Origin of the sequence: Deinococcus puniceus, from assembly GCF_001644565.1 — a bacterium.
Taxonomy (GTDB): Bacteria; Deinococcota; Deinococci; order Deinococcales; family Deinococcaceae; genus Deinococcus; species Deinococcus puniceus.
The window spans coordinates 688083-704374 of the sequence record NZ_CP011387.1 but is presented as its reverse complement, the minus strand read 5'-3'; the positions used below and the strand labels follow the sequence as shown (position 1 = coordinate 704374).

Below are 16292 nucleotides of genomic sequence, written 5' to 3'. Positions count from 1 at the left end.
CCCACTTCTCCCCCGGAGGTTCCCCCATGACCCAGCCTGACCTTGCTCCTGACCCTGCCGCCACCCGTCCTGCCCTGCCCGGTTTTGCCGTGAAGGCCGTAAAAGCTGCACTGCACGCCATTCCTATGAATGCGACGGTGGGCGTGCAGATCACCGATGCGGGTGTGGGCTGGGCCGAGGGGGCGTGCGCCGATACCGCGCCGTTTCGCAACCACTTGGGCACCATTCATGCTGGGGCGCAATTTTTGCTGGCCGAAGCCGTGAGCGGGGCCGCCTTTGCCGGAGCCTTCGCCGCGCAACTCGCTCAGGCGGTGCCCCTGATAGAAAAGCTGGAAACGCATTACGTAGCCCGCGCTCGGGGCGACATTACGGCGCAGGGCCAAATTGATCCGGCCACCTTACCCGCCGCCTACGCCGAGTTCGCCGAACACGGGAAGGCCCGATTAACCGTCAATGTGACCGTGAAGGACGCTGAAGATAAAGCGGTGATGCGGGCGGTGGCCCACTGGTACATCCGCGCGTCGGGCCAGAAGCAAGGCAGCTAGAACTTACTCAAGCTCAGGACACCCCCAAACGGCCCCATATACAGCGTGTAATCTTTTTCTCATTTCGACTCTAAACTGACGGGTGTGACATTCCTGCACCGTGTTCTGCTTGCCGCCCCCCTCTCTAGGCGCGGCTGATGCTGGCGCGGGCGCGGAGTGTGGCCCTGATCGGTGTGGACGCGGTGCCAGTCGAAGTGGAAGTGGATGTCAGCCCCGGCCTGCCCGCCTTCAATGTGGTGGGCCTGCCCGATCAATCGGTGAGCGAGGCACGGGAACGGGTGCGGGCGGCGATTCGGAATGCGGGGCTGCCCTTTCCAGCGGCGCGAATTACGGTCAATCTGGCCCCTGCCGATCTGCGAAAAGAAGGCCCGCTGTACGACTTGCCCATCGCTTTGGGGCTGTTGGCGGCGCAGGAACTCTTGCCCGCGTCGGCGCTGGAAGGCACGCTGGTAGCGGGCGAACTAGCACTGGACGGCACCTTGCGGCCTATCGCGGGGGCGGTGAATCTAGCCTTGTTGGCCTCTAGCCTCGGCCTACCTGCCCTGCTGCCCGCTGGAAACGCCCGCGAAGCCGCCCTGATCGACGGCGTGACCGTGTTCGGGGCCGCCAATTTACTGGAAGCCGTGCGCCACCTGAGCGGGCAAGCCCTGCTGAGCGCCACCGACCCGCCCCTGCCCGACGCTCCCAGCGACCTGCACCCCGATCTGGCCGACCTGAAGGGCCAAAGCTCGGCCCGCCGCGCCCTGGAAATCGCACTGGCAGGCGGCCACAACCTCCTGATGATCGGCTCTCCGGGCAGCGGCAAAACCATGCTGGCCCGCCGCGCTCCGGGCTTGCTGCCACCGCTCACACGGGCCGAGGCGCTGGAAGTCACGCGCATCCATTCGGCGGCGGGCCTGCTGACGGCGCGGGGCACACTCACTTTGGCGGCTCCGTACCGCACGCCGCACCACACCGTGTCCGACGCCGGATTGATCGGCGGGGGCAGCGTGCCGCGTCCGGGGGAAGTGTCGCTGGCCCATCGGGGCGTTTTATTTTTAGACGAATTTCCTGAATTTAGCCGTAAGGCACTGGAAACGTTGCGGCAACCGCTGGAAGACGGCACCGTCACCATCAGCCGGGCGCGGGCCAGCGTGGAATATCCAGCCCGGTTTCAGTTGCTGGCCGCCATGAATCCGTGCCCCTGCGGGCATTTTGGCGACCTCGAAAAAACCTGCACCTGCACCCCCCTTCAGCGCACCCGCTACGCCGCACGCCTCAGCGGGCCTTTGCTAGACCGAATTGACCTTGTGGTCAGGGTTCCCCGCTTGACTCTGGATGAGCTGACGCGTGCGCCGGAGCCGGAAGGCAGCGCCCCGGTTCGCGCCCGAATTACTGCCGCCCGCGACCTGATGCTGGAGCGGCAGGGCGGGCGAAATACCGACCTTGCGGGCCAACACCTTCGCAAGCACGCGCCGTTGAATGCTGGCCCAGACGCCTTTCTGCGGGCAGCGGCGCGGCAACTGGGCCTGACCGGGCGCGGCTTTGACCGAATCTTGCGGGTAGCCCGCACGGTGGCCGACTTGGCGGGCGGCGGCGACATCCGCGAATCGCACTTGGCCGAAGCCGTGACCTACCGTCCGCGTGACTTGACCTAGAGGATTTGTCCGAATTACAGCGTCAGAAAAAAGACTCCTGACGCTTCCATTCTGCCAAACCCTCACTGAAATTCACTCACTTCGTTCGGGCAACATAAACAACTCTTTTGACAAATGCTCTAAGCCCTCCCCTCCGTCAATCCCCGTTTACCTCTCCCCCGCTCCTTTCTCACCCGGCTTTGCTCTACTGCCCCTATATGCTTCGCCCCCTCCTGCTTTCCGGCGCACTCGCGCTGTCAGCTTCTGCCTGTGCCCAAACCCCTTCCCCATCGCCGTTTACTGTGCCGGACGGTTTCCGCGTCAACCTCTTTGCCGAAGGGTTCAAACAGCCCCGGTTTATGGCCGTCGCGCCGGGCGGAGACGTGTTCGTCTCGGATCAGGGGGCGGGCACCGTGACCGTGCTGGCCGATGCCAACCGTGACGGCAAGGCGGACGGCAAAACCGTGTTCGCATCGGGCCTGAACCGCCCGCACGGATTGGCCTTTCACGGCGGGTTTTTGTACGTCGCCAACACCGACGGCGTGGTGCGCTTCAAGTACATGCCGGGCGACGTGAAGGCCAGCGGCGCGGCGCAAAAAGTGGTGGATTTGCCGGGCGGCGGCGGCCATTCCACCCGCACCGTAGAATTTGGGCCAGACGGCAAAATGTACGTGTCGGTGGGCAGCACCTGCAATGTCTGCGAGGAAAATGACCCCCGCCGCGCCGCCATCTGGGTCTACGACGCCGAGGGCAAAAACGGCAAACTCTTCGCGTCGGGCCTCCGAAACGCGGTGGGCTTGGAGTGGAACGGCGGCACGTTGTACGCCACCAACAACGGGCGTGACCAACTGGGCGACGATATTCCGCCTGAGGGGTTTTACCGCGTGCAGGCGGGCGGATTTTACGGCTGGCCGTACTGCTTCACCACGCAAGCAGGCAAAGCCCAAGTCTGGGACAGGGATTTTGGCCGCAAAAATGCCAGTACTTGTGCCAACGCCACGCCCGCCTTTGCCCTGACCACCGCGCATTCAGCCCCGCTGGGACTGGCTTTTTACACCGGAAACACCTTTCCCACCGCCTACCGGGGCATGATGTTTTCTGCCCTGCACGGCAGTTGGAACCGCTCGCAAAAAAGCGGCTACAAAGTAATTATGATTGACCCCAAAACGGGCAAAACCACGGATTTCCTGACCGGATTCCTGTCGGGTCAGAGAGTGCTGGGGCGGCCTGTAGACCTCGTGGTGGCCGCCGACGGAGCCATGCTGCTGACCGACGACGGCGCGGGTAAGGTGTGGCGCATTCAGTACACCGGGAATTGAGCCTCTAGCAATTGGTACACACCGCCTGACACAGGCTTAAACTTGGGGCATGACCACCCTCCATCCCGCTGCCGCGCCCGCCGCTGCCACAGACCGGGCTACCTCTACCCAAAACTTGGTCACGGTAGGCCTCGGCTGGTGGCTGATGGTAGGTATTTTTGTAGACGGGTGGGCGCACAACAACTTGGGCGAGAGCCTAGAAACCTTCTTTACGCCTTGGCACGCGCTGTTTTATAGCGGCTTTGCGGCGGTGGCAGGCTGGACGCTGTGGCTGACTTGGCAGGGCCTGAAGGCTGGGCGGCGCGGCGTGGCGGCCTTTCCCGACGGCTACTGGCCCGCCGCGTTGGGCGTACCCGTCTTCGCACTGGGCGGTCTGGGCGATTTGCTCTGGCACACCGTTTTTGGCATAGAGGTAGGCATAGAAGCCCTGCTGTCGCCCACGCACCTCCTGCTGTTCGCGGGTTCGGTGCTGATCCTAAGTGCCCCGCTGAACGCCTCGTGGCGGATGCCGACGCCGCGCCGCGCACCCGCCGGAGTCGTGTGGCCCGCGTTGATGGCAGCCACCGCCATTCTCTGTTTCACGTCGTTTATGCAGATGTACTTGTGGGGATTGTTGCGTGCGCCGCAGGGCATCGGCTACGTGCAACTGCGGGCCGAGTTGGGCGGCACCTTGCTGACCGCGCTGATTCTGGCGGCCCCCGTGCTGCTGCTCCTGCGGCGTTTTCGGTTACCATTCGGGGCCATCACCGTCATGTACGGCCTGAATACCCTGCTGATGACGCTGATGTTGGTGCCGGGAACGTGGCGCGAGCCGCTGCTGATGCTGGCGTGCGGATTGGTCTTGGATACGCTGCTGCTGTGGCTCGATCCCTCGCCGCGCCGTCCTGCTGCTTTCCGCGTGTTCGCCTTCCTGCTGCCGCTGCTGGTCTGGGCACCGTATCTGGCCCTGAATGTCTGGCTGGGCCTCAGCAACCTGAGTCTGGAACTCTGGCTGGGCGTGGCCGTCATGGCCGGATTGGGCGGGCTGGCGCTGAGCGTGCTGGTGCTGCCGCCCGCATTGCCTTCAGAAGCCGAGCACTAATAACCAACTAGGGCGGGACAACTAAAACCGAACCAATTAGCCGGAGCTTCTGAGCGCCCCTACCCGTTCTCCCAGCGCTTGCCAAGGCTCCAGCACAAAATGGGTGTGTCCCAGTGGACTCGTAGACGGCAGCACCCACACTTCCGCCCCTTCCAGCAAGTCGGGCTGCACGCCGTAAGGCAAGCGCCCGGTGGCTTTGCCCAGCACCTCGGACGCGCCGCGTTTGCTGGTGAAGGCGACCAGTTGCGGCGCGTGGGTGCGTATTTTCAGGCGCAGTTCTTCGGGTGCCCACGCTTCGGCGGGCAGGGCGGCGTCTACGCCTGAATGCCGTTTGGCCACATCGGTGAGGCCGATTCCCCAACTGGGCAACAACGCGTACTCGTGGGGCGACAATTGCCGGGGCGTGAGGCCCACGCTGTGCAGCACGCTCCAGAACTTGTTTTGAGGGTTGGCGTAGTAGGCCCGCGCCCGCGCACTGATCTTGCTGGGGGCCGTGCCGATCAGCACCAGCGTCAGCCCCGGCTGCAACACATCAGGGACGAGGTAGGGGGCGCGGTCTAGCCCGCTCATACGGACTCCCCTTCATTACCGCACGTCCAGCACCCCACTGGCCGCGCGTCCATTCCACGTAGCCCGTATTTGTTCCTACTCTGCGCTGCAGCTCTACGAGTCCTTCCAGTCGGATTGAAAGCCAAAATGCACGGCTTCCAATCGGAATTCTTAGTCGCTGTACCGCTCATCTTTAAACGGATCGCCGCGCATGTGATACCCGTTGCGCTCCCAGAATCCGGGCTCATCGGCGGCCATAAACTCTAGGCCCGTCAGCCACTTGGCACTCTTCCAAAAGTACAGGTGCGGCACGACCATTCGCAGCGGCCCACCGTGTTCGGCTTCCAACGGTTCGCCGTCAAATTCGTAGGCCAGCAGGTTTTCGGGGCGGGTAAAATCTTCGAGGCTGAGGTTGGTGGTGTACCCGCCGACGCTGTGCTGCATGACGTGGGTGGCCCCCGGCTTCAGCTTCAGGTGTTCCATCAGGTCGACGACCCGCACGCCCGTCCACGTGGTATCGAGTTTGCTCCAGTGAGTTACGCAATGAATATCGTAGGTCAGGGTGGTTTGCGGCAGCGCCATCAGCTCGGCCCACGTCAGCGTTTGTTCCTCGGCCAGCCCGGTAATACGGATCACCACATCCTGCGCGGCGTAGCGCTGGGCCGGGCCATAGGTCAGCACCGGAAAGCGCGTGGTGAGGGTCTGACCGGGCGGCACGCGGCCTCCCATATCGTTCTCCGGCTTCTTAAAAAATCTGCCTAACATGGGGGGTATTCAACGCCGCCCACACGCTCTCAGCTAGAGGCGAACCCTCAATTCTGGGTGGGCGGGGTCAGTGTTAAGGCTTCCGATAGATCAGGACTGGGGCGCAGGAGCGGCTGGGCGCGGCAGCAGACCGGCACCTGACCAGACTTGTCAGGATGGGGTAAGGGCAGGGCACGTATACTGGTCTCAAGTCCGGGGCCGATTTCTTGTTCCCCGGAGAAGCGTTGCCCTTGGTCTTAGCAGTTCCGCCCACTCAGGTAAGAGCTGCGAGGAGTACACCACCATGCACGCCAACAATCAGGCCAGACATGAAGTCGAACGTGCCCGCTTACTCGCCGATGTGCGCGACCTGCTGGGCATCTTGCGCCGTGAACCCAATGAACTCTTGCCCTTCGACTGGATGAAACATCTCGGCCCTCAAGGTGAGCACCAGTTGGGCTTGCAAGCTATTCCCGTCGATCAGATCACCGGTTCTGTTGACCGGTACCGCGAATTTGACCGTCACTATTTGCCCAAAGAAAAACACCTCGACGAACGCTGGATCGGCGTCCGGAGTGCCCAACTGGAAGGCAAGGAATTGCCACCCATACAGGTCTACAAAGTGGGCGACCTCTACTTTGTCAAAGACGGCAACCACCGCGTCAGCGTGGCGCGTCGGCAGGGTCAGAAATACATAGACGCCAACGTGATCGAATTGAACGTGACCGTGCCGCCCGAAGAGCACGACACCCTCAAGGATTTGATCATCAAGGGCGAATACGCGCACTTTTTGCGTGAAACCAACCTTGACCGGCTCGTGCCCAACCACAGCGGAATTCTCTTTACCACGCCGGGTCGCTACGACCGCCTGCTGGAGCACATCCGCACCCGGCAGTATTTCCTAGACCGCAAGCCCGGACGCGAAGGCCTGCCGCCCGTGACTTGGGAAGAGGCCGTGGAAAGCTGGTACAAGCGCCTGTATTGCCGAATCCTAGAGAACATCGACAAGCACGACGTGATGAAGCGCTTTCCGGGCCGCACCGAAGCCGATCTGTACCTGTGGATCATGGATCACCGTTACTTTCTGACCACCCAAGAAGGCCACGACATCGGCAGCGAGGAAGCCACCAAGGATTTCCGCGCCCACTACGCGCCGCCGCTGTACAAACGCTTGGGCCAACGCGTGCAACTGCTGCTGAAAGGCGAACTTGATCCAGTGACGTAAGGCGGTGACAAGGAACGTGGACTGTAGGCGAAAGCGGCTTGCAGTCCACGGTTTTTGGTGGCTGCACTTGCTGTTTCTAGCCCCTTAGACCCTCGACCCTTAGACGGCGCACCCTAGTACCCCCATTAAACCGCCCCCCCGCCCCAATCTGCCCGGCCTGTATACTGCCGGGTACTGTGACTGGCTCCATCCATATTACCGAGGCGGCCCTCGCCTCGCTTATCGGCCTGACGGCCCACGAAATTCCGGGCGTGGTGGGCATGGCCCCTGCGAATCTCAAAGAAGGGCTGTCCCGTGTGCTGGGCCGCGCCAACGTCAGCGACGGCGTGGTGATCTCCAAAGACGCGCAGGGTGGCCTCACCGCCGACCTGTATATCGTGGCGGCCTACGGCGTCAGCATTCCCACCGTGGCCCGCAATATCGTTGACCGCGTGGTACACACTGTGCGCGGGCAAGCAGGCATAGAACTGAAAGCCACCCGCGTTCATGCCGTGGGGGTTCAACGTGCATAAGCCTATGAATAAAGAGATGTTGACGCTTTCTCCGGCAGATTTGGCGCACATGCTGAGAACCGCCACCGACTGGCTGGGCGTGTACCGCGAACAGGTGAACGCCCTGAACGTGTACCCCGTGCCCGACGGCGACACCGGCACCAACATGCACCTGACCATGCAATCGGTGCGCCGCGAACTCGATACCTGCGACGAAAACTTGATGCCCAGTGTGGCCCGCGCCATCAGCTACGGCGCACTCTTGGGCGCTCGCGGCAACAGCGGCGTGATCCTGTCTCAGCTTCTGAAAGGCTTTGCCGAAACGCTGAAAGACCAGAAAACGGTGGACGCGACCACGCTGATCGCCGCCTTCGCCGCTGCCCAAAAAGCCGGATACGGGGCCGTGATGAAGCCCGTGGAAGGCACGATTTTGACGGTGGCGCGGGGTGTGGCCGATGGAGCCGCCACCGTGAAGGATAAGGCCGCCACCATCGACAAGGTGCTGGAAGAATCGCTGTTCGGCGGCCAGAAGCTGCTGGATCAGACCCCCGAAATGTTGCCCGCGCTGAAGCAGGCAGGCGTCATCGATTCGGGCGGTCAGGGCTACTTGTATTTGGTGCAGGGCATGTTGGCGGCCCTACGCGGCGAGGCCCTCCCCGAAGCCCCCGACGTGACCAGCTACGCCCAGCAGCAGTTCGACAACGAGGAGTTCGGCTACTGCACCGAGTTTCTGATGAGTGAGGCCACCAAGCCCATTGAAGAAATCCGAGAACTGGTGACGCCGTTTGGCGACAGCCTGCTGGTGGTGGGCGCGGAAGGCTACGTGAAGGGCCACATTCATACCAACGAACCTGACGCGCTGCTGGCGATGGTGGGCCGCTACGGGCGCATGCTGAAAACCAAAGTGGAAGACATGTCCGAGCAGCACACCGAAATCTTGGGCATGGCCGGAGCCGCCGCCCGCGCCGAAGAAGAAGTGCCGGAGTCGGGCCTCGTGGCGGTGGCCAGTGGCTACGGTTTGGTCAAACTGTTCCGCAGCCTCGGCGCACGCATCGTGTCGGGCGGGCAGACGGCCAACCCCAGCGTGCAAGACATCGTGGACGCGGTTCGCAGCGTGAGCGCCAAGAAAGTGCTGATTTTGCCCAACAACAAAAACGTGCTGATGGCCGCCGAAAAAGCGATGGAACTGATGGAAGGCCGCGCCGTGGTGGTGCCGACGCGCACGCTGGGGCAGGGCGTGGGCGCAGCACTGGCGTTTAACGCCGACGCCGACGCCGAAAGCCTGAAAGCTGAGATGACCGAAAGCGCCGCGAAAGTCACGACGTTTGAAGTCACGCGGGCCAGCCGAACCACCAACATCACCACCAAAGATGGCCGCACATTGGCGATTGCCGAGGGCGACATTATTGGGCTGCAAGACGACGAATTGGTGCAGGCAGGCGGCAGCCCCGAAGACAGCGTGCTGGAAATGCTGAACCGGGGCTACAGCGGCCAAGAAGTGATCACGGTGTTTGGCGGCCCCCAAAAAACCTTGGAAGATTTGGAAGCTTTATCGGGCCGCATAGAAAAAGAATTCCCGATGGCCGAACTGGAAGCCCACGCGGGCGGGCCGGATTTGTATGACTACTTGGTGACCATCGAATGAGCGGGGCTAGCGGGGCAGGGCTGATCTGACGGAATTGATGCGGAGACTGCGGGGCTGGAGTGTCATACGAGCTTAAAATGAGTCGAAGACGAATTTCCAGCGAAGCGAGTAGAAGAAACGACGGGATGGCGGCGATGGACGACCCTATCGGTGCTTTTGCGGATGTTCGGGAATCAAAGCCATCCCGTATCACAACTCTGGCCCCGCACTTTTCTCGGCAACTCCTGACCGAAAGCAGGCTGAAGCAGTCGCGCTTGCCGGATGGTTTTCCGCAGGTTTGGCCGCCCTCCCCGCTCTACGCCCTTTCGGCTCGCCTCCCTTTTCCCTCTGCTACCTTCTCCCTATGCTCGATCCGCACGCTGCCCTCCCCTTTGCCGCCGCCGTTCATTCGCTGGCGCGGCCCGCCCTGCGCCTGACTTGGGATTCCCGCCAAGCCTCGCCGGAGGTGGCGTTCGTGGCGTTACCCGGCGAAAAAATGCACGGCAACCGCTTTGTAGAGGCGGCGCTGGCGGCGGGCGCACCCTTCGTGCTGACCGATTTGGACGTGGAGCGGGCCGTGCGCGTGCCCGACGCACAGGAGGCGCTGTTTGCGTGGGCGCGGCACGAGCGGGCCAAAAATGCGTTGGTGGTGGGCATCACGGGCAGCGCGGGCAAAACCACCGCCAAAAGTTACGTGGCCGCCGCGCTGGACGCCCAGTTTATGCCCGTGTTCAATACGCCGCCCGCCATCGCCTGTTTTCTGATCGAGTGTGGGGCCAGCTTTAGGCCGCTGGTGGTGGAAATGGGCATAGACCGCGTGGGCGAAATGGCCGAACTCGTCGACCTCGTGCGGCCCGATGTGGGCGTGATTACCACCATCGGGGCCACACATCTGGAGGCGCTGGGAACGGTAGACAACGTGGCGTTCGAGAAAGGGCACATTTTGCGCGATGTGGCAGGCCAGCCGATTCGCTCTTTCGTGGGCGCACAGGCCGCCGCCTACTTTCCGGGTGTAGATACTTACGGATTCGGGGGCGCGACTCTGGCTGGACAAGAGTTAGAGGTGACTGCGGAAGGTGCGAGCTTCACCTATGCGGGCCAAGCCGTGAGCCTGCCGCACGCCGCCACCGTGCAGGCCGAAGCCGCCGTGCTGGGGCTAGCGCTGGCGCAGGGGGCAGGCATTGCGCTGAATGAGGCCGCTGGGCGCATGGCCGCCGTGCAGGTTCCGGGCGGGCGCTACCGGGTGCATCCGGGCCGCTACACGGTCATAGACGACGCCTACAACGCCTCCCCCATTGCCGTAACCGCCGCGCTGGACGCCCTCAGCGGCTTTCCGGGCCGCCGCGTGAGTGTGTTGGGGCGAATGCTGGAACTGGGCGACACTGAACGCGCCCTGCACGCCGAAGTCGGGGAGCATGCGCGGGCCAAAGCCGACGTGACCTACGGCGTGGGCGCATTCGCCACCGAACTGGGCGAGCGGGCCTACCGCACGGTGCCCGAACTCTTGGCCGCGCTGACCGCCGATACCAAAGACGGCGACGTAATTTTGGTGAAGGCCAGCCGGGGCATCAGCTGGACGCTGGAGCGGCGGGCAGCGGAAGGGGTGGGGCTGGATACGGTGGTGGGGGCGCTGCTGGCGGGGCGCTGAGGAGAGGGGCTGAGGATCTAAGTCAAGGGTAATCGCTGGCGCTCACTCACCCCCTCTGCTAGCGCAGCTCTGCGAGTCCCAACCTCCCCCCTCAAGGGTGAGGAGGCTAACCAGACTCCAGCCCTTGAAGTTTGCCCTCATCCCAGCCCCTTTACACCTGCCCTCTCACCTCCCCATCCCCTAATCCTCACCCACCCCACCTCCCCATAGGCTGAAATACACCATGCCCCGCCTCTTGCCCATCCTTGCCCTGCTGCTCTCGGCCTGCGCTCCGGCCTACTCTCCCCCTACTGGAGACGCGGCGTTCCGGGCGGCGTTCAGTGCCGACGGCGTAACTTGGGTGGCAGGTGGGCGGGCGTGTGTGGCACGTGCGCCGGGGTTCCGGGTGGTGTGCCCCAGCCTACCCACCGCTGTAGATGTGGCGTGGAACAAGGGCGAAGCGTGGGCTGCCGTACCGGGTGCGGGCGTGGTGGTCACGCTAGACCGGGCCGCCCGCAGCGTGGCGGTGGGCCGGGTGGTGGCCCTCAGCAGCACGCGGGCCTACCGGGAAGACGGCAGCGCCGTGACCTATGAGGGTGCGGTGGCGGCGGGCGTGGTGGGCGCACCCTTGGCAGCCATCACCGGGGGCGACGGCGCAGATTATGTGCTGCTGGCCGGAAACCTGCGGCGCGTGACCGACGACGTGGTGACCGAAGTCAACGCCGCGCCGTTTCTGGTGGCGCTGCCTACAGGCGCACGCAGCGCCGCTGTGCCCACGAGCGTGACCCCCACCGGAACCTACCGCCTTGCCAACGGACGCTTGGAGCGCGGCGATGGCACAGGCCGGATTCTGAACAGTGTGGGGCACGGGGCAGGCCGGGTGGGACAAGTGGGGAGCACTACCGTGACCGTTTCGGCAGAGGGGAGCATCAAAGTGTTCACCGAGAATCTTAATCTTCTGAATGAGGGTCGGTAAGTTTGAGATTGACCACTCTTCATGAGGAGATGATTACATCAGACCCCTAAGCCCATGTCAGAAACGCGGATCATTATGAAGGCAAACGGTTGAGCTTCCAGTACCGCTGAATATTAAGATCAGAATGCCATTTTGTTCACAAAAACGTTGCTGATTTGACAGCAATGGGGGGCCACTCAAGCCAACGGGCCGATTTCTTCATGGCTGCAACGCCCGCGTCCCTTCACAGTTTGGGGGTGAAGCACCGCGTACAGCAGCGACTGGAAACGTACTGGACTGCCTGCATATCTGGGGTATGGTATGCGTGCTAGACGGCTGTGGAATAGCTCTCACCTGTCAGAGTTAAGTAAGTCGGCGAGTGATTGCATGAACTGTTCATGTCGCTCCCAGACCTCGGCCCGCACCCTCACCTCTCATCTTCCTCTGGTCGCAGACCGTGCCAGATGAGTGAATGCTAAAATCTGTCTGACTCTGGAGGGAGAATGTCGAGCTTCTTGAACCGCCTACTTAATCCGCGCCCATCTGCAATCGGTGTGGAAATTGGCACGAGCGCCATCAAGGTTGTCGCGCTGCGTCCCGGCTCTCCCCCTTCCCTGCTGCATGCCGTCATGGTGCCTACGCCCATCGGCAGCATGCGCGACGGGATGGTGGTCGAGCCTCAGGCCGTGGCCACCGAACTCAAGAACCTGCTGGCCCAACACCGGATTACCACCAAATACGCCGTGACCGCCGTGCCCAACCAGTCGGCGGTCACGCGCAACATCATGGTGCCGCGCATGGAACGCAAAGACCTTCAGGAGGCCATCAAGTGGGAGGCGGAACGCTACATTCCGTACCCCATCGACGAGGTCAGCCTTGATTTCGACGTTCTGGACGACATCAGCACCATTCCGCCCGACGGACAGATGGAGGTCGTGATTGCCGCCGCGCCCACCGAAGCCATTGCGCGGCAGGTGGAAGTGTTGCGGCTGGCCGGGCTAGAACCCACCGTGATTGACCTGAAGAGTTTTGCCACCCTGCGTGCCCTGCGCGGCAACCTGCTGGGCGAACACCTGACCAAAAGCACCCTGACCGGCACCAACTACACGGAAGCCGGAGAGGTGGCCTTGGTCATGGAAATCGGCGCGAGCAGCAGCGTGATCAATCTGGTGCGCGGTGACCGCGTGCTGATGGCCCGCAACATCAACGTGTCTGCCGACGACTTTACGACGGCCCTGCAAAAAGCCTTCGATCTGGACTTTACCGCCGCCGAAGACGTGAAGCTGGGCTACGCCACCGCCACCACGCCCACCGAGGACGAGGAAGACCTGCTGAACTTCGATATGGCCCGCGAACAGTACAGCCCCGCCCGCGTGTTCGAGGTGGTGCGCCCCGTGCTGGGCGACCTGATCACCGAGATTCGCCGTTCGCTGGAGTTTTACCGGGTACAAAGCGGCGACGTGGTCATTGACCGCACGTTCCTTGCAGGCGGCGGGGCCAAATTGCGCGGACTGGCCGCCGCCATCAGCGACGCACTGGGCTTCCGGGTAGAAGTGGCGAGTCCGTGGCTGACGGTGCAGACCGATCAGGCCAACGTGGATACCGGCTACCTGCAAACCAACGCACCCGAATTCACGGTGCCGCTGGGCCTCGCGCTGCGGGGGGTGATGAACCGTGGTTGAGATCAACCTGCTGCCTCAGCAGTACCGCAAAAACAACGAACCGAACGGGTGGCGGCTGGCGACGTATGCCCTGATTCCCGTCACCATCGCCGCTATCCTGATTCCCGAAGTGGTGACCGCGACCCGCGTGGGCGACCTGCAAAAGCAGTTGGGCGCTTTGCAAGGAGAAGTGGTGGCCCTCACGCAGGCCAAGCAGGAGTTTGACGCCCTGACTGCCACCGAAACCCAACTGAAGCAGGTGACCGATATTGCCACCCAACTGCGTGACCGCAAAACGTACTGGTCAAACGATCTGGCGACCTTCACGGCGCAGCTTCCGGCGGGCGGTAACGTGGCCCTGACCAGCATGAACGTGCGCCCCGTGGAGGCCACCGCCCTGACCGGACTGCAACAGACCGGCGTGTACATCGGCAAAAACGTGCAGCGTGAAATAGAACTCTCCGGCACGGCCCGCAGCCAGCAAGCGGTGGTGAACTTCCTGAACGCCTTCGAGACCAATCCTAAATTCGGCGTCAATTTCCGCAGCTTGCAAAACGACCAGGCCACCGGAACCTACACCTTTGCCGCCACAGTGGGCTTAGTGGGCGCAGAACCTGTTGCCGCCGCGCCCACAGACGCCGCAGGCGCAGCCGGGACACCTGCCGCCGCTCCTGTGGCACCGGCTCCGGGGGCCACCCAATGACCGCCAGCAAACTCGATGCCCGCTCTATTTTCCTCATCGCGCTCGTGGGGTGCATGGCCGTGATCGCCGGGTGGTATTACCTGCGTTTTCAGCCCCGGCAGGCCCAGATCGCGCAGCTTCAGACCGAGGTCGAAACCACCCAGACGCAGGCCGACCTGTACCGCAGCGCCTCCCAGCGGTTGCCCGATCTGCGTACCCGTGTGGCCGCGCTGGAAGTCGAGCAGAGCCAGTTCTTGCGGGCACTTCCCGACGCCGCGCAGTTCGGCACCGTCCTCGATGAAGTCCGGCGCAACGTGACCGCTGCCGGAGCGCAACTGAGTTCGTTCAATGTCCAGACGGGCGCGGGCACCGACTTGCCCAGCGGCGTGCGGCCTATTTCTCTCACGGTGGGCGTGGGTGGGCAGTTTACGCAGGTGTTTCAGGCGATCCGCTCCATAGAAACGATGAACCGCTTCACCAACGTCACGGCGGTGGGCATTCAGGTGCCGCAGGCGTCCAGCTTCAATCCCCCCCTAGAAAGCACGATTGGTCTGACGGTCTACACCTTCGACGCTTCGCAGGCCACGCCCGTCGCAGCGGACGGCACACCTGCGGCTCCGGCAGCAGCGGACGCACCCGCCACCGACCCCGCATCTGGAGGTGTCCGGTGACCCGCACCCGCGCTCCACTGAACTTTAAGCCGTCCCGCGAAATGAAGATTCTCCTGATCTTGCTGCTGATGGTGGGCCTGATCGGCGGCTGGTACGTGTGGACGAGCAGCCGAACCAACAACGTGGTCGCCAACGGCGAAAGCGGCAGCGGCCCCGTCCCTGTCGAGGGTGCGCCCGCTGGCGGAGAGGGCAGCACAGCGGGAGGAAACACGGGTGCAGAAGGCAGCGGCACGGGCAATGGAGGAACTGGCACCACGCCCGATCCTCTGGCCTCCGGCAGCACCGGAACCCCTGTTGATCCGGCAGCCAGCGGAAACGCTGGAACGACCAACCCGGACGGCACCAATCCTGATGGCACAGTTGACCCGGACAGCGCCGGAGTTCCCGCCGGCACGGTGACCATTCCGACTCTGCCCCCGCTGGGCAACGCCGAGGGCACTCTGGTCGGCCCCAATGGAGAAGGTACCACCGCCGTTTCGCCCAAACCGGGCGGCATCAACCCCGACACCCCCTTGGTGCTGCTGCCCGGCGTGAATCCCTTCCGCCCCCTGACGGTAGATGCCGCCGCCGCTGGCACCACGCCTGCGGGCAACGTGACGGCCAATACGCCGCCCGCGACCAATCCCCCGGTCAACACAGGCAACACAGGCAGCGTCGCCAACACCGACACCAGCAGCGGCCTTGATCCTCTGGGCACCAACGGCGGCGCATTGCCCATCTCCCCTATTCCCGGTTCGGGCGATACCGTTCCTGCCGATTCGGTAGATGTCGCAGGCGGCGCGTTCCCCCTGCCCACCATTCCGGGTGCAGACGGCAATGCTCCAGACGATTCCGGCACAGACGACGTGATCATTACACCCGGCCCGCCCAGCGTGACGCCTGACATCGTGACTGCCGACAACGGCGGCAACGGCACAGGCAATAGCGCAACCGGAAGCAACGGAACGAGCAACGCGGGCAATCCAGACGCTGGAAATGCTGACACTGGCACGAACGGAACCGACATCATCCCAGTCGAACCCCCCCTGCCGCCCATCAAGCCTCCCGTTGCAGGCGTCAGTGTGCCCGGTGTAAACCGCGTACCCAACCTGACGGCCAATGCTGGCAGCGGCGGCACCGGAGCCACTTCCGGCGCGAACGGCACGGGCACTGGCGCAGCGGGAACGGGCACAGGGACGGGCGTCACCGCCTCCTTGCCCACCGCCGCCCCGCGTCCCGGCACGCCTCAAGTGATCACGGAATTGGCTCCCCTCAGCACGGGCACGCCCGCCGAAACCACTCGCCCGCTGGATCAGAGCATCGCTGCCCGCGAACTGGCCTTCAATGCCGTGGTTCTCGGCCCGGTCAACACCGCCATCTTCCGCTCTAAAGACGGCTTCTTGGTGGTGTCGGTGGGGCAAACCCTGCCCGATTCCGACATCGTGATCAAAGAAGTGACGGCGACCAGCGCCACCCTCGCACTCGGCAATGATACCCAGACCCTCGAACTGGACAAAAGGTGA

15 protein-coding genes are annotated in these 16292 nt (G+C 63.3%); 13 read left to right on the top strand and 2 right to left on the bottom strand.

Annotation, left to right across the window (positions count from 1 at the left end; translation table 11 throughout):
- The first annotated feature begins 26 nt into the window (after positions 1-26).
- The 4 genes from SU48_RS03205 (at position 27) to SU48_RS03190 (ending at position 4561) form a co-directional block, all read left to right on the top strand.
- The gene (locus SU48_RS03205; protein WP_064013996.1) at positions 27-545 is read left to right on the top strand and encodes a DUF4442 domain-containing protein; all 519 of its coding nucleotides are present in this window, start codon (positions 27-29) and stop codon (positions 543-545) included.
- 137 nt (positions 546-682) lie between these two features.
- On the top strand, positions 683-2182 hold the full coding sequence (locus SU48_RS03200; RefSeq protein ID WP_064013995.1) for a YifB family Mg chelatase-like AAA ATPase: 1500 nt from the start codon (positions 683-685) through the stop codon (positions 2180-2182).
- Between the two features lie 197 nt (positions 2183-2379).
- Entirely contained in the window at positions 2380-3480 is a 1101-nt protein-coding gene (locus SU48_RS03195) for a PQQ-dependent sugar dehydrogenase (RefSeq protein WP_064013994.1), read from the top strand.
- Between the two features lie 49 nt (positions 3481-3529).
- The gene (locus tag SU48_RS03190) at positions 3530-4561 is read left to right on the top strand and encodes a hypothetical protein (RefSeq protein ID WP_064013993.1); all 1032 of its coding nucleotides are present in this window, start codon (positions 3530-3532) and stop codon (positions 4559-4561) included.
- 36 nt (positions 4562-4597) lie between these two features.
- Here SU48_RS03190 and SU48_RS03185 read toward each other — a convergent pair whose 3' ends face one another.
- On the bottom strand, positions 4598-5131 hold the full coding sequence (locus SU48_RS03185; protein WP_064013992.1) for a mismatch-specific DNA-glycosylase: 534 nt from the start codon (positions 5129-5131) through the stop codon (positions 4598-4600).
- Between the two features lie 150 nt (positions 5132-5281).
- Positions 5282-5875: a sulfite oxidase-like oxidoreductase gene (locus SU48_RS03180; RefSeq protein WP_064013991.1), complete on the bottom strand. Its 594-nt coding sequence runs from the start codon at positions 5873-5875 to the stop codon at positions 5282-5284.
- A gap of 283 nt (positions 5876-6158) precedes the next feature.
- On the opposite strand from SU48_RS03180, the gene SU48_RS03175 reads away from it, so the two are divergent.
- The 9 genes from SU48_RS03175 (at position 6159) to SU48_RS03135 (ending at position 16292) form a co-directional block, all read left to right on the top strand.
- Positions 6159-7079, top strand: coding sequence for a DUF4032 domain-containing protein (locus SU48_RS03175; protein ID WP_064013990.1), 921 nt, complete (start codon positions 6159-6161; stop codon positions 7077-7079).
- 176 nt (positions 7080-7255) lie between these two features.
- Entirely contained in the window at positions 7256-7591 is a 336-nt protein-coding gene (locus SU48_RS03170; protein ID WP_026299144.1) for an Asp23/Gls24 family envelope stress response protein, read from the top strand.
- Positions 7592-7595: 4 nt separating this feature from the next.
- On the top strand, positions 7596-9215 hold the full coding sequence (locus tag SU48_RS03165; protein WP_197474679.1) for a DAK2 domain-containing protein: 1620 nt from the start codon (positions 7596-7598) through the stop codon (positions 9213-9215).
- A 343-nt stretch (positions 9216-9558) separates the two neighbouring features.
- Positions 9559-10842, top strand: a complete 1284-nt coding sequence (gene murF, locus SU48_RS03160; RefSeq protein ID WP_064013989.1) for a UDP-N-acetylmuramoyl-tripeptide--D-alanyl-D-alanine ligase — start codon at positions 9559-9561, stop codon at positions 10840-10842.
- Positions 10843-11065: 223 nt separating this feature from the next.
- Entirely contained in the window at positions 11066-11797 is a 732-nt protein-coding gene (locus SU48_RS03155) for a hypothetical protein (RefSeq protein ID WP_064013988.1), read from the top strand.
- Between the two features lie 482 nt (positions 11798-12279).
- Complete coding sequence (gene pilM, locus SU48_RS03150; RefSeq protein WP_064013987.1) at positions 12280-13458, top strand: type IV pilus assembly protein PilM; 1179 nt, start codon at positions 12280-12282, stop codon at positions 13456-13458.
- Positions 13451-14140: a hypothetical protein gene (locus tag SU48_RS03145; protein ID WP_064013986.1), complete on the top strand. Its 690-nt coding sequence runs from the start codon at positions 13451-13453 to the stop codon at positions 14138-14140. Before pilM ends, SU48_RS03145 begins: the two co-directional genes overlap by 8 nt.
- Entirely contained in the window at positions 14137-14790 is a 654-nt protein-coding gene (locus tag SU48_RS03140; protein WP_064013985.1) for a type IV pilus inner membrane component PilO, read from the top strand. Before SU48_RS03145 ends, SU48_RS03140 begins: the two co-directional genes overlap by 4 nt.
- On the top strand, positions 14787-16292 hold the full coding sequence (locus SU48_RS03135; RefSeq protein WP_064013984.1) for a hypothetical protein: 1506 nt from the start codon (positions 14787-14789) through the stop codon (positions 16290-16292). Before SU48_RS03140 ends, SU48_RS03135 begins: the two co-directional genes overlap by 4 nt.